The 24640-nt window shown below is 72.6% G+C and carries 18 protein-coding genes; 11 read left to right on the top strand and 7 right to left on the bottom strand.

Features of this window, described 5'->3' with window-relative positions:
* Positions 1-200 precede the first annotated feature (200 nt).
* Entirely contained in the window at positions 201-2102 is a 1902-nt protein-coding gene (locus CcI49_RS01425) for a GAF domain-containing protein (RefSeq protein WP_076823748.1), read from the bottom strand.
* A 350-nt stretch (positions 2103-2452) separates the two neighbouring features.
* Between CcI49_RS01425 and CcI49_RS01420 the strand changes: the two genes are divergently transcribed.
* Entirely contained in the window at positions 2453-2986 is a 534-nt protein-coding gene (locus CcI49_RS01420) for a hypothetical protein (protein ID WP_054564198.1), read from the top strand.
* Positions 2987-3279: 293 nt separating this feature from the next.
* On the top strand, positions 3280-3453 hold the full coding sequence (locus CcI49_RS43005) for a hypothetical protein (protein WP_235497473.1): 174 nt from the start codon (positions 3280-3282) through the stop codon (positions 3451-3453).
* Between the two features lie 19 nt (positions 3454-3472).
* On the opposite strand, the gene CcI49_RS01410 is transcribed toward CcI49_RS43005, so the two are convergent.
* The gene (locus tag CcI49_RS01410; RefSeq protein ID WP_241839854.1) at positions 3473-4564 is read right to left on the bottom strand and encodes a WYL domain-containing protein; all 1092 of its coding nucleotides are present in this window, start codon (positions 4562-4564) and stop codon (positions 3473-3475) included.
* A 61-nt stretch (positions 4565-4625) separates the two neighbouring features.
* Between CcI49_RS01410 and CcI49_RS01405 the strand changes: the two genes are divergently transcribed.
* The 5 genes from CcI49_RS01405 to CcI49_RS01385 all read left to right on the top strand — a co-directional run bounded on the left by CcI49_RS01405 (position 4626) and on the right by CcI49_RS01385 (position 9257).
* Positions 4626-5126 carry a pyridoxamine 5'-phosphate oxidase family protein gene (locus CcI49_RS01405; RefSeq protein ID WP_054564199.1) on the top strand — a complete coding sequence of 167 codons (501 nt, stop codon included), beginning with the start codon at positions 4626-4628 and terminating at the stop codon, positions 5124-5126.
* A 201-nt stretch (positions 5127-5327) separates the two neighbouring features.
* Positions 5328-6521, top strand: a complete 1194-nt coding sequence (locus CcI49_RS01400; RefSeq protein WP_054564200.1) for an acetyl-CoA C-acyltransferase — start codon at positions 5328-5330, stop codon at positions 6519-6521.
* Positions 6522-6619: 98 nt separating this feature from the next.
* Entirely contained in the window at positions 6620-7732 is a 1113-nt protein-coding gene (locus CcI49_RS01395; protein ID WP_054564201.1) for a CaiB/BaiF CoA-transferase family protein, read from the top strand.
* A 97-nt stretch (positions 7733-7829) separates the two neighbouring features.
* A complete protein-coding gene (locus tag CcI49_RS01390; protein WP_277872662.1) occupies positions 7830-8594 on the top strand; it encodes a sulfite exporter TauE/SafE family protein in 765 nt (254 codons plus the stop codon).
* Positions 8595-9044: 450 nt separating this feature from the next.
* A complete protein-coding gene (locus CcI49_RS01385) occupies positions 9045-9257 on the top strand; it encodes a hypothetical protein (protein ID WP_006539468.1) in 213 nt (70 codons plus the stop codon).
* A 211-nt stretch (positions 9258-9468) separates the two neighbouring features.
* Here the strand turns inward: CcI49_RS01385 and CcI49_RS01380 are convergent, their stop codons facing one another.
* Complete coding sequence (locus CcI49_RS01380) at positions 9469-10179, bottom strand: DUF4232 domain-containing protein (protein ID WP_158230687.1); 711 nt, start codon at positions 10177-10179, stop codon at positions 9469-9471.
* 651 nt (positions 10180-10830) lie between these two features.
* On the opposite strand from CcI49_RS01380, the gene CcI49_RS01375 reads away from it, so the two are divergent.
* Positions 10831-12126 carry a hemolysin family protein gene (locus CcI49_RS01375; RefSeq protein WP_076823743.1) on the top strand — a complete coding sequence of 432 codons (1296 nt, stop codon included), beginning with the start codon at positions 10831-10833 and terminating at the stop codon, positions 12124-12126.
* Positions 12123-13169, top strand: coding sequence for a hemolysin family protein (locus CcI49_RS01370; RefSeq protein WP_054564204.1), 1047 nt, complete (start codon positions 12123-12125; stop codon positions 13167-13169). The genes CcI49_RS01375 and CcI49_RS01370 overlap by 4 nt, the downstream gene beginning before the upstream one ends.
* A 153-nt stretch (positions 13170-13322) precedes the next feature.
* Here the strand turns inward: CcI49_RS01370 and CcI49_RS01365 are convergent, their stop codons facing one another.
* Positions 13323-14570, bottom strand: a complete 1248-nt coding sequence (locus CcI49_RS01365) for an ABC transporter substrate-binding protein (protein ID WP_076823741.1) — start codon at positions 14568-14570, stop codon at positions 13323-13325.
* Between the two features lie 167 nt (positions 14571-14737).
* Complete coding sequence (locus CcI49_RS01360; RefSeq protein WP_076824190.1) at positions 14738-15607, bottom strand: methyltransferase; 870 nt, start codon at positions 15605-15607, stop codon at positions 14738-14740.
* A 262-nt stretch (positions 15608-15869) separates the two neighbouring features.
* Between CcI49_RS01360 and CcI49_RS01355 the strand changes: the two genes are divergently transcribed.
* Entirely contained in the window at positions 15870-18593 is a 2724-nt protein-coding gene (locus CcI49_RS01355) for a protein kinase (RefSeq protein WP_241839852.1), read from the top strand.
* 185 nt (positions 18594-18778) lie between these two features.
* Here the strand turns inward: CcI49_RS01355 and CcI49_RS01350 are convergent, their stop codons facing one another.
* A complete protein-coding gene (locus CcI49_RS01350; RefSeq protein ID WP_076823736.1) occupies positions 18779-21442 on the bottom strand; it encodes an Hsp70 family protein in 2664 nt (887 codons plus the stop codon).
* A gap of 639 nt (positions 21443-22081) precedes the next feature.
* On the opposite strand from CcI49_RS01350, the gene CcI49_RS01345 reads away from it, so the two are divergent.
* The gene (locus CcI49_RS01345; RefSeq protein WP_076823733.1) at positions 22082-23638 is read left to right on the top strand and encodes a class I adenylate-forming enzyme family protein; all 1557 of its coding nucleotides are present in this window, start codon (positions 22082-22084) and stop codon (positions 23636-23638) included.
* A gap of 11 nt (positions 23639-23649) precedes the next feature.
* On the opposite strand, the gene meaB is transcribed toward CcI49_RS01345, so the two are convergent.
* Positions 23650-24636, bottom strand: a complete 987-nt coding sequence (gene meaB / locus CcI49_RS01340) for a methylmalonyl Co-A mutase-associated GTPase MeaB (protein WP_054564209.1) — start codon at positions 24634-24636, stop codon at positions 23650-23652.
* Positions 24637-24640: the final 4 nt, after the last annotated feature.

Genomic DNA, 24640 nt, shown 5'->3' with positions numbered 1-24640 from the left:
TACGGCCGACCGGGCGGCGCAGCGCCCGCGAGCGGCCCCGGAAACCGGGCCTTTCGTACCTGAGAGAGCTGCCTTCAGTCCCCTGAAACTCCTGCGGAGGACTACCACGCGCACCCGGCGCTGCCGGCCGGCCGGTCAGACCGGGCAAGCGGTCAGACCGGGCCGGACCGCGGGCAGACGGGGCAGCGCAGCGGAACCGGTCAGCGCAGCGGAACCGCCCAGCGCAGCCGGGTGCCCCCGGACGGGCCGGCGGCGATGTCGAACGTTCCGCCCAGCTCCTCCGCGCGGCTGCGGAGGTTGTCCAGGCCGCTGCGCCGGCTGGTGTCCCCCAGGCCGACCCCGTCGTCGGTGACCTCGGCGCGCAGCCAGCCCTGCCCGACCGTCACCGACAGCTCAGCCCGGCTCGCGCGCGCGTGCCGGGCCACGTTGGACAGGCTCTCGCGCGCGACGGCCAGCAGGTGGTCGACGGTCTTGCCCGACAGCACGGAGTCGAGTGGCCCGTCGACGCGCAGCCGGGGGCTGAACCCGAGGGCCTCGCCGATCTCCTCCACGATCTCGACCAGCCGGGCGCGCACGCCCGCCCCACCGCTGGACCGCCTCCCCCGCAGCTCGAACACCGTCGAACGGATCTCGCGGATGGTCGCGTCGAGGTCGTCGACGTAGGTGCTGAGCCGGCCCGCCGCCGGCGCGCGGTCCTCGGCCGCGGCCATGCCCTGCAGGCCGAGCGCGACCGCGTACAGCCGCTGCATGACATGGTCGTGCAGGTCGCGGGCGATGCGGTCGCGGTCCTCCAGGACGAGCAGCCGGTCCCGGTTGGCACGGGAGGTGGCCAGGCCGAGAGCCACCTGGACGTGCCCGGCGAACGTCGCCGCCATGTCGAGGTCGGTGTCGGCGAACGGCCGGCCACCGGTCTCCCGCGCCAGGACCACCGCGCCCAGCCGCGTCTGCGTGCCCACCAGCGGGATGACCATGATCGGCCCGATGCCGACCGTGCCGAGCCCGGAGCTGCCCGGCTCCAGGGTGGCGTCGTCGACGAGCACGGGCCGGCCGTCGGCGACCGACCTGCCGGCCAGCGTCGCCTCGGTCGGAACGACCTGGCCGACCAGGCTGTCCGCGGCCAGGCCGTCGGCGGCCTCGATCAGCAGCTCCCCGGTGACCTCGTCCGCCAGCAGCACGCAGGCCAGGTCGGCGTCGGCGACCTCCCGGGCGCGCCCGACGATCAGCGCCAGCGGCTCGGCGCCGTCCGCCAGCAGGTGGCGCATGATGTCGGCGGACGCCTGCAGCCACTGCTGGCGCCGCTGCGCCGCGCCGAACAGCCGCGCGTTCTCGATCGCGACACCGGCGCTGGCGGCCAGGGCGAGGACCAGCTCCTCGTCCTGCGCGGTGAACCGCCGCCCGCCGCGCTTCTCGGTGAGGTAGAGGTTGCCGAAGACCTCGCTGCGGACCTTGATCGGCACGCCGAGGAAGGTCCGCATCGGCGGATGCCCCGGCGGGAACCCGACCGCGTGGTCGTGCGCGGCGATGTCGTCGAGGCGGACGGGCCGGGGGTCGGCGGTCAGCAGGCCGAGCACGCCCTCCCCGCGCGGCAGGTGGCCGATCCGGCGAACCAGGTCGGCGTCCATTCCGACGTGGATGAACTGCTCCATCCGCCCGTCCCGGGCGATCACTCCGAGGGCTCCGTAGCGGGCGTCGACAAGCTCGCAGGCCGCCTCGGCGATCCGGCGGAGCACGACCTCCAGGCTCAGGTCGGCGGCGACCGCGCGATGGGCCCGCAGCAGGCTACGCAGCCGGCCCTGGGTGGTCATCACCTCGTGGGCCCGCTCGACCAGCTGGGCCATCAGCTCGTCCAGCTCAAGGCGGTCTGTCCGGGTGGGCGGAGCCTCGCCGAACGAGTCCGGGACCGGGAGCGGAGCCGGGGCGTCCAGGAGCTTCTCACTGTCGATCATCTCCCCGGCCTCCCGCCCGTCCAGCAGCTCCCGGAGGCGTCGAATCCCCAGCAGCCGCGGTGTCTCCAGCAACCCGCCGTCGGTGTCGTCCAACCCGCCGTCGGTGTCGTCGCCAGGGCTGTTATCACCACAGGCGCCCTCGAGCCACGGGTCCATGGTCTACAGACGCTATCGAACATCAGGGAAGCACAGCTTCGATCATCGGCCCAGCCATCGCGCTGGGTGACCATCGTGGCCCCGCCATGACCTGGCCGGACGGCACGGACCGCCGGAGACGCTGGTCATCACCACCGGCCACAGCTACCGAGACGGGTGCCACAAGGACCCATCCGGTCGGGCCTTCCGGCACCCCCGGGCACCATCCGGGCCGCGCGGCTCTTCCGGCCATCCGGCCAATCCGCGCAACGGCCCTTGCACGTGCACGTGCAACCCCGGATGATCGGTGCCTGGGCTGGCGCGCCCCGACAGTGTCCGACCTCCGGTGGAGCCAGCCTTTGGAGCCAGCCTTGTACCCCACGCGGTCGCTGTGCCATCCCGTCGACCTGCGGCTGATGGTGGTCGTCGCCGGCACCGTCTTCCTGATCATGTCAGGCGCCTCGGAAGGCTCACCCACGCCGGAGTGGCGGCTGCCCGCGGCCTCGCTGCGGCTCGGCGAGCCGGCCCGGGAGACGGCGCTGCGGCTGGCGGCCGACGCGGCCGCACCGCTGGCCGACGAGGCGGCGCTCACCCTGGCGCACACGGCGCACCACCGGATCGGAGGCGAGGAGCGGATGACCCTCTACTTCCTGCTGGACTGCACCGCGAAGGTGGCGACGGCGACAGCCGTGACAGCGGCGACGACGGCGCGGGAGCCGGCAGGGCGGCCGGGGCAGGCGTGCTGGCGGCCGCTCATCGACCTCCCCGCGGGGCTGGACAGGTTGGATGATGCCGTCCTTGTCGCCTGGCAACATGGCGAGGCCTATTCCGAGCCGGGCTGGCACCCCGTCCGGCCGCCGTCGCCCAGCAGCCTTTCACCGCTTGAGGAGCTCCGTGCCCACTGAACCGGCGGGAAGCGGATTCGCACCTCCGGCACCCCCGTATGGTGGACCGGCCCGGCAAATCGTTACGGTCGATGCCGCATCTGCGGTCCGCACCAGGGGCGGGCGTAATGAATCGACCTGACGGTGCCTGACCATCCAAGGCGCGGATTCGTCCGGCGAACAACGAGGGGGGGCGGCTCTTGCGCGGCCGCGACATCGACTATGACCGTCCGACACTCATCGGATGCGGTCGCTGCGATGTGCGTTGGACGGCGCTGACCGCTGCGCACTGCCCAACCTGCCACGAGACCTTTGTGGGAAGCGAAGGGTTTGACGCGCACCGCGACGACGGTCACTGCGTGCCGCCCGTCGACGCCGGGCTGTGCGCGGACGGCGGCTACTGGCGCCGCGACGACGAACGGGCCCCGGGGCGGCTGCTGACCCTCCCGCGCCAGATCACCACCGACCCGGTCGTCCGTCCCGCCTGACCGCTCCCATCCGGCGGGCTCAGGCGTTGATCGCCGCGATGCGCCGGGCGGAGCCCGCGAGCGCGGCCCGCAGGGATGGCGGGGCGACGACCCGAACGTGCGGGCCCAGCGCCCACAGCTGCGACTCGGCGACTTCCGGGCCCTCGAACCACACGTCCAGCTCGCGCCAGCCGTCGGCGTCGGGCGCGCCGGCCGTGTCCAGGGCCCGCCGTGCGACGAGCGGGTCCAGCACCCCGGCGAGGATCCGCTCTCCGAGCGCGGTGAGCGCCAGGCGCGCCGGCCAGCTGTGCAGGGACCGGACGAAGTCCTCCTTCGAGGCGGCCCACCAGCGGTCCAGCTGGAAGTCCGCGGGCCGGGTGAAGCTCGCCCGCGGCCCCGGCACCGGTTCCGCCGCGACGATCCTGGCGACGCGGTAGCTGCGGATGTCACCGTCCTGGCTGTCACCGTCCTGGCCCGCGGCCAGGTACCAGACCCCCGCTTTCAGGACCAGCCCCAGCGGCTCAATCCGGCGCTGAACCAGCCGGTCCGCCCTGCCCGGCCGCGCCGTTCCGTCCGTTCCATCCGCTCCATCCGCTCCATCCGCTCCATCCGCTCCATCCGGTCTGTCCCGCCTGTCCTGCCTGTCCGGCCGGCCGTACCGGATGTCGAGGCGGTGCCCGGCCCAGACCGCCGCGGCGACGGCGGCCAGGCACGGCACCGGCTCCGCGTCCGTGAACCAGCCCGGCGCGTCCAGGTGGAACCGTTCGCCGACCTGCCCGGCCCGGACGCGCAGCTGCGGGGGCAGGGTCGCCAGCACCTTGCCCCGCGCGGCGGCGGCGACGGCGTCCAGCCCGAGGCCGGCGAGCGCGTCGCCGCCGGCCCCCGCCAGCAGCAGCGCGGACGCCTCGTCGCCGGTCAGCCCGTCCAGCCGGGTCCGCCACCCCTCGACCAGGCGGATCCCGCCGCGCGGCCCCGGCTCGGACCACACCGGCACGCCCGCCTGGGCGAGCGCGGCTACATCACGCCGCACGGTGCGGACGGACACCTCGAACCGGGCGGCGAGATCGGCGGCGGTGGCCCCGCCGTGGGCCTGGAGATGCAGCAGGAGGGCCATCAGGCGGCTGGAACGCACCCGGCGAAGGTAGCTCCGATCCCTGACAGCAGATGTCACTGTTCGAGGTGAGGCTAGGGCCATGACTGTGAGCTGGAACGAGTTCGAGACGGCGGAGCCGGACTTCGGGCGGGCCGTCCGCGAGCGGTTCGCCGCCTACCGCCACCACGTGCTGGCGACCGTGCGCGCGGACGGATCACCTCGGGTGAGCGGCATCGAGACGAGCTTTCTGCTGGGTGAGCTGTGGCTCGGCGGCATGCCGGGTGCGCGCAAGTCGGCCGACCTGATCCGGGAGCCCCGGTTCGCGCTGCACGCGAACCCGGGCCCGGGCTCCGACATGGCCGACGGTGATGCCCGGGTCGCCGGCCGGGCCGTGCCGGTCACCGACCCGGGCACACTGCGGAGCTTCGCCGACGAGGTGAAGCCGCCGACGCCGTTCGACCTGTTCCGGGTGGAGGTCACCGAAGTCGTCCGGATCTCGGTCGCCGGCGACGAGCTGATAGTCGAGAGCTGGCATCCCGACGGCCGTGGCCTGCGTGTTCTGCGCCGTGGTAACGACGACGCGCCGGCCCGGGAGGAATAGCCCACACCGCGCGTCCGGGCACCGCTGGTCCGTAACGGCATTTCTTGACCCTGAGAACGGCGTACTCATACGTTCGATTAGCAGGTGTGGCGCTCGCGCCGAACCACCGCGACGAGCGGAAATGTTCCGTACGTTCCGTACTGGCTTCCGGCTGGCCCGTTCCGGGCTTCCGGCTGGCTTGCTTCCGGGTTGGGGAGTGCCGTGGAAAACGCAGTGATCGTCGACGTCGTGCGCACCGCTTCGGGACGAGGCAAGCCCGGCGGAGCGCTGTCCGAGATCCACCCCGTCGAGCTTCTCGCGGCGACCTTGAAGGCGCTGGTCACCAGGAACGACATCGACCCCGCGATCGTCGACGACGTGATCGCCGGCTGCGTCAGCCAGGCCGGGGAGCAGACGGCGAACATCGCCCGCAACGCGGTGCTCTCCGCCGGCTACCCCGAGTCTGTGCCGGGGACCACCGTCGACCGGCAGTGCGGCTCGAGCCAGCAGGCCATGCACTTCGCCGCGCAGGGCGTCATCGCCGGTGCCTACGACGTCGTCGTGGCCTGCGGCGTCGAGTCGATGAGCCGGGTCCCGATGCGCTTCGCCTCGGTGGGACGGGATCCGTCCGGGCCGGGCATGCGCGCGCGCTACCCCGAGGGCCTCGCCAACCAGGGCGTGGGCGCCGAGCTGATCGCGGCGAAGTGGAAGCTGACCCGCGAGGAGCTCGACGAGTTCTCCGCCCGGTCGCATCAGCGAGCGGCGGCGACCGCCGCGGCCGGTGGCTTCGACAACGAGATCATCCCGTTCGAGGCGGTCGCCCCGGACGGCAGCACGTTCACCCACACCGTCGACCAGACCGTCCGCCCGTCGACCACGGCCGAGGGGCTCGCCGGGCTCAAGCCGTCGTTCTACACCGAGCAGTACGCCGAGCGCTTCCCGCAGATCGGCTGGCACATCACCCCGGGCAACTCCTCGCCGCTCAGCGACGGCGCGTCCGCCGCACTGATCATGAGCGAGTCAAAGGCGTCCGCGCTGGGCCTGCGGCCGCGGGCCCGCTTCCACTCGTTCGCGCTGGCCGGTGACGACCCGCTCTACATGCTGACCGCGCCGCTGCCGGCGACGCAGAAGATCCTCAGGCGTTCCGGCCTGAGCCTCGACGACATCGACGCCTACGAGGTCAACGAGGCGTTCGCGTCCGTCCCGCTGTTCTGGGCGAAGGAGCTCGGCGCCGACCCGGCGAAGCTCAACCCGCGCGGTGGCGCGATCGCGCTGGGCCACCCGCTCGGCGGTTCCGGGGTCAAGCTGATGGCGACCATGCTCAACTACCTGGAGGCCACCGGCGGGCGCTACGGTCTGCAGACGATGTGTGAGGGCGGCGGCATGGCCAACGCGACGATCATCGAACGCCTGTAGGTTCGTTTTCCGGGTCGTTCGGGACCGTTCGGGACCGTTCGGGTTTGGCGTCGGGTTTGGCGTTGGTCCAGTTACTCCAGGTTGTTCGGGGAGGCAGTGTGTCCGGTCCGCTGAGCGGGCTGCGGGTCGTGGAGCTCGCGGGAATCGGCCCCGGGCCGCACGCCGCGATGATCCTCGCCGACCTCGGCGCGGACGTCGTCCGCGTGCAGCGGCCGAACCTGGGCGACGGCCCCGACGACTGGCTGCTGCGCGGCCGCCGCCTGCTGCGGGTAGACCTGCGCAGCCCCGAGGGCCTCGCGCAGACGATGGAGCTGATCGCCCGGGCCGACGTGCTGATCGAGGGCTACCGGCCCGGAGTGGCCGAGCGGCTCGGCCTCGGCCCGGAGCAGTGCCTGGCCCGCAACCCCCGGCTGGTCTACGCCCGGATGACCGGCTGGGGCCAGACCGGTCCGCTCGCGCACCGGGCCGGCCACGACATCAACTACATCTCGCTGACCGGTGCCCTGCACGCCATGGGCAGCGACGCCGACGAACGCCCGGCACCGCCGCTGAACCTGGTCGGCGACTACGGCGGCGGCTCGATGTTCCTGCTGGTGGGGATCCTCTCCGCGCTGCTGGAACGCGGCCGTTCGGGCCAGGGCCAGGTCGTCGACGCGGCGATCGTGGACGGAACCAGCGTCCTGCTGCAGATGATGTGGGCCTGGCGCGCCATGGGCGACTGGCACGGCTACGGCGACTGGTCCGACGAGCGGGCGTCCAACCTGCTCGACGGCAGCCGGCCCTTCTACGACACCTACACCTGCTCCGACGGTGGCCACGTCGCCGTCGGGCCGCTGGAGCCGCAGTTCTACGCCGAGCTGCTCAAGGGCCTCGACCTGGACGCGGCACAGCTGCCGGACCAGAACGACCCGGCCGGGTGGCCGGTGCTGCGCGAGGCGTTCACCACCGCCTTCGCCGCCCGCACCCGCGACGAGTGGGCGGCGCGGTTCGACGGGACGGACGCCTGTGTCACGCCGGTCCTGAGCCTGGCCGAGGTGTCGGCGGATCCGCACATGTCCGCCCGCGGCGCCGTGGTCGAGGTCGACGGTGTCCCCCAGGCCGCGCCCGCGCCCCGCTTCTCCCGCAGCCCCACGCCCGTACCCCCCCGCGCGGTCTACAGCGAGCCGGACGCCGTCCTGGCCGAATGGGCGAGCGCACCGCCGGCCGGGTGACCCGCATCCGACTCACCCGCGTCCGACTCACCCGCACCCGGATCACCCGTTCCCGAACCACCCGCATCCGACTCGCCCGCGTCGAGGTGAGAGCCGGCTGAGCGCGGCGGACGTCGCGCTGCTCGTCGGCGCCGGGATCCTCGCGGGCATCACGAGCACGGTCGCGGGGTTGGCGTCCCTCGTCTCCTACCCGGCGTTGCTCGCCGTGGGCCTGGAGCCACGGACCGCGAACATGACGAACACCGCGGCCCTGCTGTTCGTGGCGCTCGGCGCCGCGCTCGGCTCGCGTACCGAACTCGCCGGCCAGGGCGGGCGGGTCGCCCGCTTCGGCGCCGCCACCCTCACCGGCGGGGCCCTCGGCGCGGTGCTGCTGATGACCACCCCGGCCCGCGCCTTCGAGCTGGTCGTGCCCTGGCTGATCGTCGGCGCCGCGGTGCTCCTGGTGCTCTCGCCTCGCCTTCGGCCGGCGGCCGGTGACACCGCCGCCGGCCCTCTCGGCCCCCGCGGCCCCGGCCTGCTGGCCGCCGTGTTCGCAGTCTCGATCTACACCGGATATTTCGGCGCGGGTGCCGGCGTCGCCCTGCTGGCGATCATGGCTGTGATGATCCCGGAGCCACTGGCCCGCGTGAACGCGGTGAAGAACGTCGCGTCGGGCTTCTCCAACGCGGTCGCCGCGGTCCTGTTCGCCGTCGTGGGATCGGTCGCCTGGACGGCCGCCGCCCCGCTGGCCGCCGGGCTGCTCGCCGGCGGCGCCATCGGCCCCCGCATCGTCCGTGCGCTGCCCGCCGAGCTGCTGCGCTGGATCATCGCTGCCGCGGCGGTCGGCCTGGCCGTGTCCCTGGGTCTCGACGCCTACCGCTGAGACCCGTGCCCAACGCAACTCAGCCCGGCCCGCGGCCCAGCCGCGCTGTTCTCCTCGCCGCCGGGCACGGATCCCACCGGCAATTCACCTCAAGTGGGACAAAAGTGGCATAGCGCCGCCTGGTAACGCGCAAGAAAGAAGGATTTTGGTCGTCGGCACGACCAGAATCCTTCACCCTTGCGACTCACCAAACCGGGCTACCGGGCACTGGGAGGTCCGGCCGCGTTCGAGGAGCGCGGCCCTCCCCACCCGCCAAATGGCGATCTTGATCGGCGCCGACCCGCGACTCACCGGCGACCAGGATCCTCGGGTCCCGCTCCGGTCCCGCCCGGTAGCGAGCCAGTCACAGCGGCAGCCCGAAAACAGTGGCACGCCCGGGAGGTTATCCCGCATACATCCGGGTATTTGCCGGCTCAGCGGATATTCCCCCTTTTACGGAAGGAGCGCCCGATGGCAACCCGGGTGCGCACTCGGACCTACGGCAGCGTCAGCCTCGGATTTCTTCTTTACCTGGCCATCGGACTCATCGTCACCATCAGCCAGGACTACTGGAACGTCACCGACTGGGACGGTGCCACCCTGCGCCACTTCTTCACCGCCGTGGTGGCGACACTGGCCTGGCCGCTGGCCATCTTCTATTCCATCGGCCTGACCCCGCGGTAGATGTCCACGTAGAGGTCGACATGCGCGACCCGGGCCGCTCGCCGGCACACCGCCGGCCGGCAGTGCGGCTGCGCGGCCGGTTGCGCGGCCGTCCAGCCGTGGTGCCGTCCCATGGTGCCGTCTCCCGCCGCCGCGCACGGCGGGAGACGGCACCGGCCAGCGCCGCCGGCAGCTCTCAGCCGCCCGACGCCCCTCAGCCGCCCGACGCCCCTCAGCCGCCCGACGCCGAGAAGAACGTCGTCACCCGCAGCTCGGTCAACACCGTGGCCGCACAGCCCGCGCCGGCCACCGAGCCAGGCCCGGCAGCTGCAGGCCCAGCCGCAGGACCGGCAACAGACCCAGCCACCGGCCCAGGCCCGGCAACACCGTCCGCGAGTGGCCCAGGCCCGGCAACGCCGTCCGCGACGAGCCCAGCGTCCGACGGGAGCAGCCCCGCAAAGCCGTCCACCGGCAGCGGACCTGTTCCGCCGGGAGGGATGAGGCGCAGCCCAGCCGGGCTGGCCGGTGCATCGGGGCAGCTCGGGAACAACCCGGCGGCGGTCATGGTGAGACCGGCCTGCGCCCGTCCGCCGGCCGCCAGCGGCACCGACGGCCCGACCGGCCCCTGGGCATCGGCCGCCGGGCCGAGCCCGTGGCCGGCCTCGTCGACCTGGAAAACCAGCGGGTAGCCGCGCAGCTCACAGGCCCGCCGCCCGATGTTGACCACGCTCAGCGCCGCGTGCGTCTGACCCGCGCCATGCTGGATGTCCGTCACTTCGGCGCGAAGCTCACCCGAGTCGCAGGAAATACCGCCGCCCGAGATACCGACGCCCAGCCCGGAACCGGCCACGGCAATTCCGGCGAAACCCGCCGACGCGAAACCGACCACCGCGAGCGTGGCGGCGGCCATCCCGGTCGTAGTCAGGACGTGGAATCCCACCACGCGCCTTTCCGGCGGCATTTCCGGCCGACGCGAGACGGACGATTCGAGGATGCGCGGAGAAAACGGAGAAAGACGCATGACGCCCTCCCGGATCCCCCGATCTGGGCCCGTTCCGAACTCCCGGTAAACGATGTCCCCGGGCACCGATCACCTTCCCCTTTCCCGGGGTCGCCACACCTGCGGTCTGGTCACCGACCGCGACAGTGACGAAGCGCACCATTGCGTGGCCGAGCCCATCTGCGTCGCCGAGCCCAGCAGCGTGGCCGAGCCCATCCGAGGCCTGGCCCATCCGAGCGTGTCCCGTGGGGCGAGCCGGTCTGCGGGTGAGCTGCTCCGCGCGAGCCGTCGGGCGGCGGTCGCGCTTTGGGCTGGTGCTCGGTGCGGATGGTGAGCAATCATGCGGCCGGGGCCCCGCCGGTACCCGCCGAACCACACGGTGGCCCCCTGGACCGACACACATCCCACAGGCCATCGTGAAACGGTCCGCACCTGGCAGGCGTTGAACCAGCTTGACGGGGGTAGACACACCGCTGGGCGACTGTCGGGCCCGACAGCGTCCCACCCGACGGAAGGGATCATGAACAGTACCGACGATGCCGGATGTAGTTCCGGCCGACCCACGCGTAGGGAAGCGCCCGCGGGGGTCGATCGGTGACAGAGGCGCTCCTTCTGCTCCTGAGTATTGTGCTGGTGGTGGCCTGCGGCGTCTTCGTCGCCGCGGAGTTCGCGTTCGTCACCGTTGACCGACCTTCCGTCGAACGTGCCGCCGACGCGGGCGACCGGTCCGCGGCCGGGGTGCTGACCGGGCTGCGACAGCTGTCCACCCAGCTCTCCGGGGCACAGCTCGGTATCACCATCACGAATCTGGCCATCGGCTTCCTCGCCGAGCCGGCCATCGCGGATCTGCTCGAGGGCCCGCTCACGAGCCTCGGGGCTTCCCACGGCGTCGCGCGTGGCGTCTCCGTGGCTCTCGCCCTGGTCCTCGCGACCGCGTTCACCATGCTCTACGGGGAGCTCGTGCCCAAGAACCTGGCGATCGCCAGGCCGCTGGGCACGGCGCGGGCCGTGCAGCGCCCGCAGCGGGTCTTCACCCGGGCTGTCCGTCCCCTGATCCATTCGCTGAACAGCACCGCGAACGCGCTGCTGCGACGGGTCAACATCGAGCCCCAGGAGGAGCTCGCCTCGGCCCGATCGCCGCAGGAGCTGTTCTCCCTGCTCGGGCGATCGGCCGAGCACGGCACCCTGCCCCGGGAGACCGCGACGCTCATGCAGCGCTCGCTGACCTTCGGTGACCGTGTGGCCGAGGACGTCATGACACCCCGCATGCGCATGCAGTCGATCGACGCGGACGCACCGGTCAGCGAGGTGATCAACGCCGTCCGGCGGACYGGCCACGCCCGGTTCCCGGTCATCGGGGACGGCAGTGACGACGTCGTCGGGCTGATCCACGTCAAGCACGCGGTGAGCGTGCCCGAGGAGCTGCGCGCCACGACGACGGTGCGGGAGGCGATGGTCCCCGCCGTGACCGTGCCGTCCTCGATGCCGCTCGACCCGCTGCTGGAGACGCTGCGGTCGGGCGGTCTGCAGATGGCCATCGTCGTCGACGAGTTCGGCGGGACGGACGGTCTGGTCACCGCGGAGGACCTCATCGAGGAGATCGTCGGCGACGTCATCGACGAGCATGACCGCGTCAGCCCCCGGGCCCTGCGCCGCCGGGACGGCACCTGGCTGCTCTCCGGCCTGCTGCGGCCCGAGGAGGCCAGCGAGGTCACCCGCCTGCGGATCCCGGCCGACGAGTCGTACCAGACCCTGGGTGGCCTGATGTCACGCACGCTGGGACGGATCCCCCGCGCCGGCGACACGATCACGCTCGAGGGCATCCGCTACGAGGTGGAACGGATGGACGGTCGGCGGGTCGACCGGATCCGGCTCGGAGCCGGCCGATGAACGACATCATCGCGCTGGCGGTGACGGTCGTGCTCCTGGCCGGCAACGCCTTCTTCGTCGGCGCCGAGTTCGCGCTCATCTCCGCGCGGCGGGACACCATCGAGCCGCGGGCCGCGGCCGGCTCGCGCGCCGCCAAGGTGACGCTCCACGCCATGGAGCATGTGTCACTGATGCTCGCGGGCGCCCAGCTCGGTATCACGGTGTGCACGCTCGGCCTCGGCGCGCTGAGCGAGCCCGCCATCGCGCACCTGCTGGAGGCGCCGTTCGAGGCGGTCGGCCTGCCGACCTCGATGCGGCATCCGGTGGCGTTCGCGATCGCGCTCACCCTGGTGACCTACCTGCATGTGGTCATCGGCGAGATGGTTCCCAAGAACCTCGCGCTGGCCCTGCCGGACCGGGCGGTCCTGCTGCTCACCCCGCCCCTGGTCGCCGTCGTGCGGGCGGTGAAGCCGGTGATCTCGGCTCTCAACCTGGTCGCGAACCTCACCCTGCGGGCGCTGCGGGTGGAGCCGAAGGACGAGGTCACCAACGTCTACACCCGCGACGAGGTGGCCGGGCTCATCGAGGAGTCGCACCGCGAGGGCCTGCTGGCCGAGGACGAGCACGACCTGCTCACCGGCGCGCTGTCCTTCGACGAGCGCACCGCCCGCAGTGTGCTGCTCCGGCCGGAGGCGCTGGTCACCGTCGCACCCACGGTCACGCCGCGGGAGGTCGAGCAGCTCGCCGCCGACACGGGCTTCACCCGTTTCCCGGTCCGTGGCGAGGACGACGACCTCGTCGGCTACCTGCACCTCAAGGACGTCCTGGAGAACCGTGAGGACCGCAGATCCGCGCCGGTCGCGCCGAAGTGGATCCGGCCGCTGGTGCGGGTCGGCGCGGACGAGAGCCTGCGCACGGTCCTCGCGACCATGCAGCGCTCCGGGTCGCATCTGGCCCGGCTCTCCGACGAGACCGGCCGCATCCTCGGGCTGGTGGCGTTGGAGGACATCCTGGAGGAGCTGGTCGGCGAGATCCGCGACGAGGCGGCCCGCCAGCCCGCCTGAGGCCGGCCGCGGGCGGCCTGCGGGTCGTCCGCGTCCGGATGCAGCTGCGGCTGCGGTGTGTTCGGTGAGCCGGAAGCTCTCCGGACACACCCGCCGCGGGCCGGCGCCGGGCCAGCGGCTGTCAGCGGCGGCCGGTGCCGGGCCGGCGGCCGGTCAGCGGAGGGTGTCCCCACACAGTGCCATCGGCATCTGGACCTGGAAGACGTCCGCCGCCTGCCCGACGCGCACGACGCTCACGCAGACGCGCGGGGCGTTCTTCGCGGCGAGATCGACCGGGCCGGGCAGCAGGCCGCCCGCGTTGTAGTCCTTCACCGCGCGCAGCGCCGCGATGTACCCGGCCCGGGTCGGGCATTGCCCGGCCTCCTGCAGGCCGCGCAGGAACAGGTCCGCGGTCAGCCAACCGACCAGGCCGGTGGTCTGCTCCGGCCGCTCGATCTGCGGCGCGTACTGGGCCATCGCGTCGAGGTAACGCTGATGCGCCGGGGTGTGCGCCTCGAACGGCAGGAAGTCGACGAGGTAGAAGCTGCCGGCCAGCCCGGTGCGGCGGCGGTCGAGGACCCCGGGGTCGTAGCCGACCGGCTGCATCGCCACCTTCACCGTCACGCCAGCGGCCCTGGCGGCGGCGACGACGTCCGCGAACGCCTGGACGGGCACGACGCCGGTGATCATGTCGGCACCGGCGGCCCGCACCCGCTCCGCCGCCGCGGCCAGGTCGAAGCCGGTGGACGTCCAGGTGATCGTGTCGACCACCTGGACCGCGTCGGCACGCAGGCTGCGCGCCAGCCGGTCCCCGATCTGCCCGGAGGCGGCGAGGGCGTCCGTACGCAGGATCACCGCCCTGGTCGCCCCGTGGGAGTGCGCGAACACGCCGAAGACCGAGTTGCCGAGGTCACCGCCGAGCATGTTGGAGTAGCCGAACACGTTCTCCCCGCCGGCCGTGAGGTCCTGGCCGATCGTGGGGACGCCGCGTTCGGCCAGGTAGTCGGCCGCCTCGCCGGCGATGCCACTGGTACCGACGACGGCGAACGACTGGGAGCGCTCCACGAGCGAACGCGCGGCGAGCAGGGCGCCCGCCGAGGTCGACTCGTCGTCGCGCCAGTCGTACCTGACCTGGCGGCCGTGGACGCCACCGGCGGCGTTCACCTCGCCCAGCCTGGCGTCGACGCCGGCCCGGAACGCGCGGGAGAGCTGGGAGCTGGTTCCGGTGTCCGGGTAGAGCGCGCCGAACCGGACCTCGTCGGCGGTCACTCCGGCCACCGGCGCACAGCTGGCCGCGGACGCCTCGGGCGAGGTGTCGCCGGCTTCCCCGAAGCATCCGCCGATCAGGGTCGCCACCGCCGTCGCCAGTGCCAGGGCACCACCTGCGGCCCGCCACCGGCGGCCAGTCGCTGCGATCCTCAACAGTGTCCCCCGAGGCAAGAAAGGGATAGTTCGTACTTTTCCGACCATCAGGGCAAACTGGCTCGGCAACGGTACAACATCACGGACGCAGAGCCCAGCGATCGGCCGCCCCGCGGCCAGGCGTCCGGCGGCCAGGCGTCCGGCGTCAGGCGTCAGGCGTCAGGCGGTCAGCCGCCCTGGCCACGCCGCGGGCCGGCGGCCACGATCACCGCCATCGACGGGGCCCACCAGTAGCTGCAGTCCGCCGGCGGACGCAGACCGTCCACCACCCGCACCGAGAACGTCTCGAAATGGCGCAGCAGCGCACGCTGGTGACGCCGGGAAAGCGAGTCGATCTCGTTCGAGTAGTAGGTGAACGACCCTCCGTCGGCCAGATGCTCGGCGGCGTGCGGGAAGAAGTGCTCGGCGAACGTCGCGTCCCGCACCACGTGGTCGTCGACCTCGCGCTCGTCCAGTGGATAGGTGTCGAACAGGATGCCGTCGAAACGCCCGAGATCCGGCAGCACGTCCTGCCAGCGGCCGGTCACGATCCGCACGCCGGCCCGGCCACCGTCACCGTCGCCCCCGCCCCCGCCCCCGTCACCGTCGTCGGAGGCGGCCCACGCCAGCGCGGTCGCGGCGACGTCCGGGTTCGCCTCGATGATCGTGTGCGCAGACGGCCGCAGGCTCTGGACGAACCCGGCCGAGATCCCCAGGCCGAAGCCGACCTCGCAGACCGTCCCCCCGGTGCGGGTCACCGCCTCGGCCAGCGCCCGCATCAGGGGACGCTCCCAGGTCTGCATCACCTCCTGGCCGGAGACCAGCAGGGTGTCGCCGGTGACCACCGGCGTGTCCGCGTCGAGGGCCACCTCGATCCTCGGCCGGGTGGCGCCCGGCACCAGTCGCGGCGCGACCTCGTCGAGAGCCCGGACGTCGGCCACGAACTCGTCCAGTGCCCGCCCGAGCAGCCACTCGCGAGGCTCGTCCGCCACCGGCGCCAACAGCGATTCCGACGTCGGGGTGAGACTGACCTCGAACTTCGCCGTGCGCCGCAGCAGCACCATGACCTCCCAGATCCGACGCGAGATCGACCGGAAAACCGCCGGAACAGATGGGAAAGCCCGGCCGGGATGCACCGTATACGCGGCACACCACATATACGTCACACACCGGTCCACGCGGAGTCCGCATACGATCCGCATCTGATCCGCACCCGGTCGGCGCCCGGTCGGCGGGCAATGAACCTGGACGTCGTCTGCGCCGCAGACCGGTGTCGTAGGATCAATGCGATCTGATGTGCCCAGGCAGGAGTGCGGCCCCTTGAGCGGGTATACACAACCGCCGGTGTCCGGGAACACCGCGCGGCCGCTCCGCGCGGAGGACCCCGTCCGGCTCGGTAACTATCGCGTGGTCGGCAGGCTCGGCCAGGGTGGAATGGGCGCGGTCTTTCTCGGCCAGGCGCCGGACGGCACCGCCGTCGCCATCAAGGTGATCCGGCCCGAGCTCGCGTCCCGGCCGGAGTTCCGGGCCCGTTTCGCCCGTGAAGCCGAAAGCGCCCGCAGAGTTCGCCGTTTCACCACCGCGGCGGTCCTCGACGCGGATCCGGACGGCCCACAGCCGTACCTGGTGACGGAATTCGTCGAAGGCCCCACACTGTCACGGCATGTCACGGCACGCGGGCCGATGCGGCCGGCCGACCTCGAGCAGCTCGCGGTCAGCGTCGCCACCGCGCTGTCGGCCATCCACGCCGCCGGGATCGTGCACCGCGACCTCACGCCCGCGAACGTCCTGCTCTCCCCGGTCGGGCCGAAGGTAATCGACTTCGGGCTCGCCCGCGAGTACGACACCGTCAGCGACCTGTCCCGCAACGTCAAGCAGGCGATCGGCACCCCCGGCTACATGTCGCCGGAGCAGATCCTCGACCAGCCCATCACGGCGGCGGTCGACATCTTCGCCTGGGGCTCGATCATCGTCTTCGCCGCCACCGGGCAGCCCCCGTTTGGCCAGGGGCGGGTCGAGGCCGTGCTGTACCGGATCGTGAACGAGCAGCCGCGGCTGGAGGGCGTGACCGGCGAGCTGCGCGACCTCGTCGAGCTCGCGATGCGCAAGGACCCCGGCACCCGTCCCAGCGCCGAGGAGCTGCGCGCGGCCCTGATGGGCGGGGTGGCCATCCCGGATCGGGCGGCCCCGGCCCCGTCCTCCGCCGGCGTGGCCGGCGAAAGCGACCAGGGCGATCGCGCGCCACGCGGACGTCGCTGGTCGCGAGGCGGCCGCAAGGCGACAGAGGGCTCGACGACGGGCGCGGCGGCCGGCCCCGCGCGCCCCTCACCGGCCGACACCGTCATCTCGGCGTCGCCCCTCCCACCCGCGCCACCGATACCGACCTCGCCGCCCCCCGCCGCGCGGCAGCCCTACTCGCCGGCCCCGCACTCGCGTGCACCACACTCGCCGGCGCCGCATTCACAGCCGCCGCCCCACTCACCAGCACCGCAGTCGCCGGCACCGCAGTCGCCCTACTCCCCGGCGCCACGCCCACCAGCGACCTACTCACCCGCGCCCTACTCACCGGCACCCCGCTCGCCGGCACCACAGTCACAGGCACCACACTCGCCAGCACCGCATTCACAGGCACCGCATTCACAGGCACCGCGGTCACCGGCACCGCACCCGGCCTCCCCGTCCCCTGTCACGCCGAGCGGCCCGGGCACCGCGGCGGCGCGGGGGCCGCACCACCAGAACACGGGCCCGGACACCGGCACGGGGCGGCGCAGGCCCGATCGGCGGGTGGTCATCGCGGGCTTCGCCGTCGTGCTCGCCGCCGCCATCGCGATCCCCGTGGCGACGCTCGGCGGCGGTGACTCACCATCGGGCGCGGACCGCGACGCCATCGCGACCAGGCTCGCCACGGAGGCGGCCGCCAGGCGCGCGCAGGACCCGGACCTCGCGGCCCGGCTGAGCCTCGCCGCCTACCGGATCGCTCCGGTCAGCGCCGCCAAGGACGCCATGATCGCATCGTTCAGCGCGCTGACCACGGTGCAACCACGGGAGGCCGCCAGCCCCGGCAAGGACGTCACGTTCAGCCCGTCGGACTCCGTGCTCGCCTCGGCCGGGTCGGACGGTGCGCTGCGGCTCTACCGCCTGACCGACGGCGGCGAGCCGTCGTTGCTCAGCGAGCAACCGACCAACGACCCGGCCGCCGCTGTCGCGTTCGCTCCCGACGGCAAGCGGCTGGCCCTCAGCGGCACGCAGGACCCGGCCCGGGTGTGGGATGTGACCGACCCGGCCAAGCCGACGCAGCTGAGCACGCTGTCCGGCCTGGGTACACCCGTCCAGGTGGCGCTCGGCGCGGACGGGACGCTGCTCGCCGCCGCCACCGCTGACGGCACGTTCGCGCTGTGGCGCCTCTCCGACCCCGCGGCGCCCGAGCCACCGCGCCTGCAGCGCACCGGCTCCGTCATCACCGACATGGCCCTGAACCCAGCCGGAACGCTGCTCGCGACCGCGGGAATCAGCGGGGATGTGCAGCTCTGGGACGTCACCGACCCGGCGCGCCCGAAGCAGAGCGGAGCGCTGCGCGGGCCGGTCGCCGCTGTCAACACCGTCGCCTTCAACGGCGACGGGACACGGCTGGCCGTGGGCCGGGACGACCGGACCGTCCAGGTGTGGGACGTGAGCGATCCACAGCAGGGCCATGTCGCCACCGAGCTACGCGGGCCCGAAGGCCCCGTCTTCGCCGTCGCGTTCGACGAGGCCGGTCAGATCGTCATCGGGGACCAGTCCGGCGTCGTGAGCTACTGGGGCGGGGCGGATCCGGCGGCGGTGGTGCGGATCGCCGATGCGGAAAGCAAGATCACTTCCATTGCGATCGACCGCGCGGGTGACCACCTCGCGTTCACCACCGAAGGCGGCCAGACCTCGATCTGGTCGCTCAACCCCGACAGGCTCACCGCCGTCGCCTGTGCGAAACCGTCGGCGCGGATCACCCCGGCCGAGTGGGAACAGTTCGTCCCGGAGATCTCGTACACCGATCCCTGCAGCATCTGACCCACACTCGTACACCGATCCCTGCAGCATCTGACCCACAACCGGGACCGGATGTCGGTTCGGTTCCACCTGCCGATCGGGTCCACATGCCGCGACCCACGAACCCTGGCTGTCGGCCAGAGCCCGTGGGTCGCCGTCCGTGCGTTTCCGCCGGCAGGGCGGCAGGGCGTCGAGCGGTGGAGCGGTCAGGCGGTGACCGGCGGAACGCCCTTGATCAGCTCGTCGACCTTGGCCACGTTCTCGTCGATCGTGCTCTGGGCACGCGGCACATAGTGGGCGTCGAAGGCGATCTTCTCGCCGTTCTGCATGTAGTAGCGCATGAAGGCGGCGGCCCCGGACTCACGCAGCGAGTCCTTGCGGGCGTAGACGAACACCGGCTTGCACAGCGGCAGGTAGAACCCGGTGCCCGCGGTCACCGCGTTCGGCTCGACGCAGCCCTTGCCGTTGTCGATCTCCAGGCCCCGCAGCTGCGAACCGAACGTCTGGAAGGTCGGGAAGTCGAGGAAGCCGAGCGCGTACTGATCGCGGGCCACGTCGGTCGCCACACCGCTGAGGTCTGCCTCCTGGTACTGGCGGGACCGGTTACTGGCGTCGTTCACCGTCGCGTTGAACACCTGCGCCTGCACGCTGTCACGCGGCGGCCCCACAAAGGTGATCGGCTGCGCCGGGAAGGAGGAGTCGATCTGGTCCCACCGGGTGATCTGCGAGCCGGCGTTCCAGATCTCGCGGACCTGGTCGAGGGTCATGCAGCGAGCCCACGAGTTCTGCGGGTTCACCACGATCGGCAGGGTGTGGTGCGCGACCTCGAAGCCGACGATCTGGTCGGCGCAGCCGGGATTGGCCTTGGAGTCGAACTCGAAGGAGGCGTCGGCGACGTCGATCTCGCCCGCGCACAGCTTGGCGAAGCCGTCCTCGGTCGTCGACGAGCTGACATTCACCGTCACGTTCGGCTGGACCTGGCGGAATCCCGCGTAGGCGGTCTCACTGATCGGCGCGACCTCGGCCGAACCGGCGATCAGCACCGTTTTCGGCCCCCGTGTCAGCGGTGCGGGGGACGCGCTCTGCTGCGCCGGAGGGGTCGTGACCGCCGTGGCGATCGGCACGACCGCAGTCGGCTCCTCGTCATCGCCCCCGGTCAGGGCGACACCGAACACGACGCCGGCGGTCACGAACACGATCGCCGCGACCGCGGCGGCGATCGTCCCTCCCGACCGGCCCGCGAACGGGCCGCCGCCGGAACCCGAGCGACCGCCACGACCGCCGTGACGGGTGTCCGGCCGGGCGGCCTGCGGCGGCACCGGTGCGGCGCCCCCGGGACGGCTCTCGCCCGCCGCGTTGACGATCTCCATACCGCCGAGCATCGTCGCCGCGCCCTCGTCGAAGCCGGAGGAGGACGGGGAGGCGCCGGTCGCGGTCGGATACGTCATCGGGGTGCCTGGGGCCGTGCCCGCCGGCGGCGGGGACGACACCGGGGCGCCGGTACGGCCTCCGATCACGGTGGCGTCGGGGTCAGCCGGCCGGGCCGGCGGAACCGGCCCGGCGGACGACGTGGAGCCGACCGGCGGAAGCGACCCGGCCGGTGGAAGCGAGCCGACCGGTGGGAACGAGGACACCGGAGGCACGGAACCGGCCGGTGGGAAGGAGCTCGCCGGGGGCACCGAGCCCTCGGCGGGGTAGGAGCCCGGCTGCGAGAACGACCCCCACGGCGGCACGGATCCCGGCTGCGTGCCGGCGACCGGCGGCCGGATGATCGAGGTGATCTGCTCACCCGGCGAACGCTCGGCGAGCCCCGCCGCGATCAGCGCGGCACCGGTGGCGATGTCGTCGTCCGAACCGACCTGCCAGCGGCCGACACCGGGGAAGGCCGCCCGCATCTGGGCCGCGACGAGCGGCATCCGCGCGGTTCCCCCGAACAACAGCACGGTCGACAGGTCGGCGGGTTCCGCCTGGCCGCTGCGCAGCGCCTGCCGGAATGCCCGCACCGTGTCGTCGACGACCGGCGCGACCAGGGTCTCCAGATCGGAGCGCGACACGGTGACCGAAGCCGTCTCCCGGCCCGGGAGGCTGACCGTTACCTCGATCTCCTCCTCCTCGGCGAGGTACTCCTTGGCCTGCGTGCACTCGTCCCGCAGCCGGCCCAGCGCGACCGCGATCGCCGGGTCGCCGAGGTCGAGCCGGTCGCGGCTGGTGCCCACCCGGGCCAGCGCCCTGTCCACCAGCAGTTCGTCGAACTCGGCCCCACCGGCGCGACCGACGCCTACCGGCGATCCGAGCCGTTCGAATCCGAACGGGCTGAAGGACAGCACCGCCGAGTCGAAGTGGCCGGCACCGAAGTCGTAGAAGCCCACCAGGTCAACGGTCCGGGCCGCCCGGCGGCTGATCAGCAGCGTGCCGATCGCGTCGGCGGACGCGCAGGTTGTGACGGGAGCGGAGACATCCGAAAGCTGGCTGACGGCCTCGGCGAACGCGGCGCGGCGATGCTCCGGCCAGAAGGTCGGATGCGAGACGACGATCTGCTCGGGCTCCTCGCCGCGGGCCGCGACCACCTGGCCGACCAGGTGACCGACCAGCCGGCCGAGGAGGCCCTCGGGGCTGTAGGCCGCGCCCGCGACCAGAACGTGGCCCGGCTCGCCAACGCGGTGCAGGAAGCCGCGGGCCGCCCGCTCGGGATCCGCCGTGGCCCGTCGCGCTGCCGACCGGCCGACGAGCATGCCTCCTGCCTGGGGCATGTAGAGCACGGATGGCACCGCCCGCCCACCGCCCAGGGTGAGCACGGCGGGCCATCCCCCGTCGGAGACCGCGAGAACGGTGTTCGCCGATCCGACGTCAATGCCAAGTTGGTAGCCCATGGGTCCTCCGGCTGTGTTCCCTCGTTGTCCGCCGTGGCCGTCATGGACGGACGCAGCGTGATCCCCCCGGCTCCCTCAGCGCCCCCGACACCGTCCGTAATCAGGCGGGTCGTTCACACAACAACGAAAGATCCGGCGGCCACATCGTAGGCCGCCCGACCAGGAGCTCCCTATCCGGTAGCGGACATCGATATCAGAAGACGGACACCGCACGAAGACCTGTCCTCCGTCGTAACGCCAATCCATCCGAAACACATCTGTCGGAAACGCGTCCGTCGGAAGCCGCGCCGGAATCCCCGGCCGGGTTCCGGGTTCAGCCGATTCCACTGCGCCAGACCACCATCACCGGGCGTCGGGCAGGATCCAGGCCAGGCCCGGTAGGCCCGCCGGGGTAAAGGCGCCCACGGTTTCGCCCCCGGGCCGCCGCCGTTCGAGATCGCGGACCGCCCGCGCCTGAAGAGATCCCCGAGCCGCCCACACCAACCCTTTACGCACAGGTTCCGTCCGCAATAGGCTGCATCGCCTCTGAGGTGCGAGTGGACGGAAGCTGGGCGGGACGGCGGCCAGCGGCCCGCGCGCCCAGGCGACACGCGAACCCGGGATCCATCAACACCGCCGCGGGAACGGAGCGTGAGTCCCATGACGTCGACCGACAACGAAGTCCGACCGACGATCCCCGACCTGCTCCGGCGTGCCGCCGGCGAGTTCGGCCCCGCCGACTACCTGGTCACCCTGACGGACCGGCTGACCTACGCCGAGGCCGACGAGCGGTCGGCGCGGGTGGCCCGGTGGCTGCTGCGCGAAGGCGTGGGCAAGGGCACCCGGGTGGGGCTGTTCTTCCCCACCGGCGTCGAGTGGGTCACCTGGTGGCTGGCAGTCACCAGGATCGGCGCCCTCGCCGTGCCGTTGAGCACGCTGTACGCGCCGGCCGAGATCGCCAAGGTGGCACGGTTGGCCGACCTGCAGGTGCTGGTGGCGCCCACGCGGGTGCTCAGGATCGACGTCGCCGACCGGTTCGAGGCGGCGTTCTCCGACCTGCCGGGCCAGCTGGACGGACCACTGGAGCTGGCGGGCGCGCCGTACCTGCGGCGGATCGTGCTCACCGGCGAGACCGACCGCGGCTGGGCCACCCGGTGGCACGCGCGGGACGCGCCGATGGTGCGCGCCGAGATCCTCGCCGCGGCCGAAGCCGAGGTCACCCCGGCCGACCTGGCCGTGATGGTGCACACGTCCGGGTCGACGGCCGACCCGAAGGGCGTCCTACACACCCACGGCACGCTGGTGCGGCAGACCTCCACCTGGGCGGCCGTGATCCGCCACCTCACGGGCGTCGAGGACACGCCGCGCATCCTGTGCGCCATGCCGTTCTTCTGGATCGGCGGGATCCTCGCCGCGGCCGGAGCGCTGCACGCGCCCGTCGCGGTGCTGTCCCTGGAGCGGCTGGAGGCCGGATCGGCCCTCGACCTCGCCGAGCGGGAACGGGCTAACGGCGTCGTCGGATGGCCGGCGTTCACCCAGCAGCTGCGGCTGCACCCGTCCTTCCCGGAACGGGACCTGCGTAGCGCGCCCGCACTGCTGCAGGGTCCGGTGGACCTGGCGATGGTGGATGTCCCCGACGGTCACCCGATTCACCGCAGCCTGACCGAGTCCGGCGGCAGCTTCGCGTTCACCGAGATCGCGATCGTCGACGCGGACGGTGAGCGCGTCCCGGACGGCACGGTCGGCGAGCTGCTCATCCGTGGTATCGGCGTGATGGCCGGATACAACAAGCGCGAACGGTGGGAGGTCTTCGACGCGGACGGCTGGTACCACACCAGCGACCGGGTGTACCAGCGGACGGGCGACCCACGGCTGTTCTACGTCGGCCGGGACAGCGAGCTCATCAAGGCCGCCGGCTCGAACGTGTCGCCCCGCGAGGTCGAAGCCGTCATCGAGGAGTTCCCCGAGGTGGCGCACTGTGTCGTCGTCGGAGTCGAGCACCCGTCCCGTGGCGAGGAGGTGTGCGCGGTCGTGGTGGCGGCGGGAGAGGATCTGGACGTGGCTGAGCTGGCCGCGCGGGCCCGGACGCGTCTGTCCGCCTACAAGGTGCCGACCCGGTGGATCGTCGCGGCCGGCGACGAGGTGCCGGCGCTGCCCAGCGGCAAGCCCGACCGCAGGGGCCTGAGGCGGCTGGTCGATGAGGGCCGCCTGAAATAGCCAGGCCGGCGTCAGGTGTCGAAGGCGTCGAGGATGGTGTCGGCGGCGAGGCTCGGGGTCAGGGCGCCGTCGCGGACCCGCCGTTCGACGTCGGCGGTGACCGCCTGGACCGCGGCGCTGTCGCGCAGCCGGCCCAGCAGGCGGTCCTGGACCATCGCCCAGGTCCAGTCGACCTGCTGGCGGCGGCGGCGCTCGGCCAGCTCACCGGAGGCGTCGAGGACGTTCTGGTGCTGAACGACCTGGCCCCATACCGTGTCCAGCCCGGTCTTCTCGGCGGCGCTGCAGGTGAGGACCGGGGTCTGCCACTCGCGGGCGGACCCCTGCAACAGCCGGATCGCACCGGCGAGCTCACGGGCGGCCCGGCGGGCGTCCAGCTCGTGCGGCCCGTCGGCCTTGTTCACGGCGATGACGTCCGCCAGCTCCAGGACGCCCTTCTTGATGCCCTGGAGCTGGTCGCCGGTGCGGGCCAGGGTCAGGAACAGGAAGGTGTCGACCATGTCGGCGACCGTGGTCTCGGACTGCCCCACCCCGACGGTCTCGACGAGCACGACGTCGTAGCCGGCGGCCTCCATGATGATCATGGCTTCGCGGGTGGCCTTGGCGACGCCGCCGAGCGTGCCGGCCGTCGGCGACGGGCGGATGAAGGCGGCCGGGTCGGCGGACAGTGCCGCCATCCGGGTCTTGTCGCCGAGGATGCTGCCCCCGGTCCGGGTCGAGGACGGGTCGACCGCGAGGACCGCCACCTGGTGGCCCTTCGCGGTGAGCATCGTCCCGAGCGCGTCGATGAACGTCGACTTGCCCACCCCGGGCACGCCGGTGATCCCGACCCGGCGGGCCTTGCCGGCATGCGGCAGAAGCGCCACCAGCAGCTGCTGCGCGGCCTCCCGGTGGTCGGCCCGGGTGGACTCGACCAGCGTGACGGCCCGCGCGATCCACACCCTGGACGCCGCGAGGACGCCGTCGGCGTACTCGGCGACGTCGACGGCCCGGCGCGCCACCGTG

It is taken from the genome of Frankia sp. CcI49 (genome assembly GCF_001983215.1).
GTDB lineage: Bacteria > Actinomycetota > Actinomycetes > Frankiales > Frankiaceae > Parafrankia > Parafrankia irregularis.
This window is presented reverse-complemented; position numbering and strand designations above follow the sequence as displayed.

What these genes read in the sequence shown, in the direction of transcription:
- CcI49_RS01425 (WP_076823748.1), bottom strand. Translation starts at nt 2,102, where the DNA reads ATGGACCCGTGGCTCGAGGGCGCCTGTGGTGATAACAGCCCTGGCGAC.
- CcI49_RS01405 (WP_054564199.1), top strand. Translation starts at nt 4,626, where the DNA reads ATGACTGTGAGCTGGAACGAGTTCGAGACGGCGGAGCCGGACTTCGGG.
- CcI49_RS01385 (WP_006539468.1), top strand. Translation starts at nt 9,045, where the DNA reads ATGGCAACCCGGGTGCGCACTCGGACCTACGGCAGCGTCAGCCTCGGA.
- CcI49_RS01370 (WP_054564204.1), top strand. Translation starts at nt 12,123, where the DNA reads ATGAACGACATCATCGCGCTGGCGGTGACGGTCGTGCTCCTGGCCGGC.
- CcI49_RS01350 (WP_076823736.1), bottom strand. Translation starts at nt 21,442, where the DNA reads ATGGGCTACCAACTTGGCATTGACGTCGGATCGGCGAACACCGTTCTC.
- CcI49_RS01345 (WP_076823733.1), top strand. Translation starts at nt 22,082, where the DNA reads ATGACGTCGACCGACAACGAAGTCCGACCGACGATCCCCGACCTGCTC.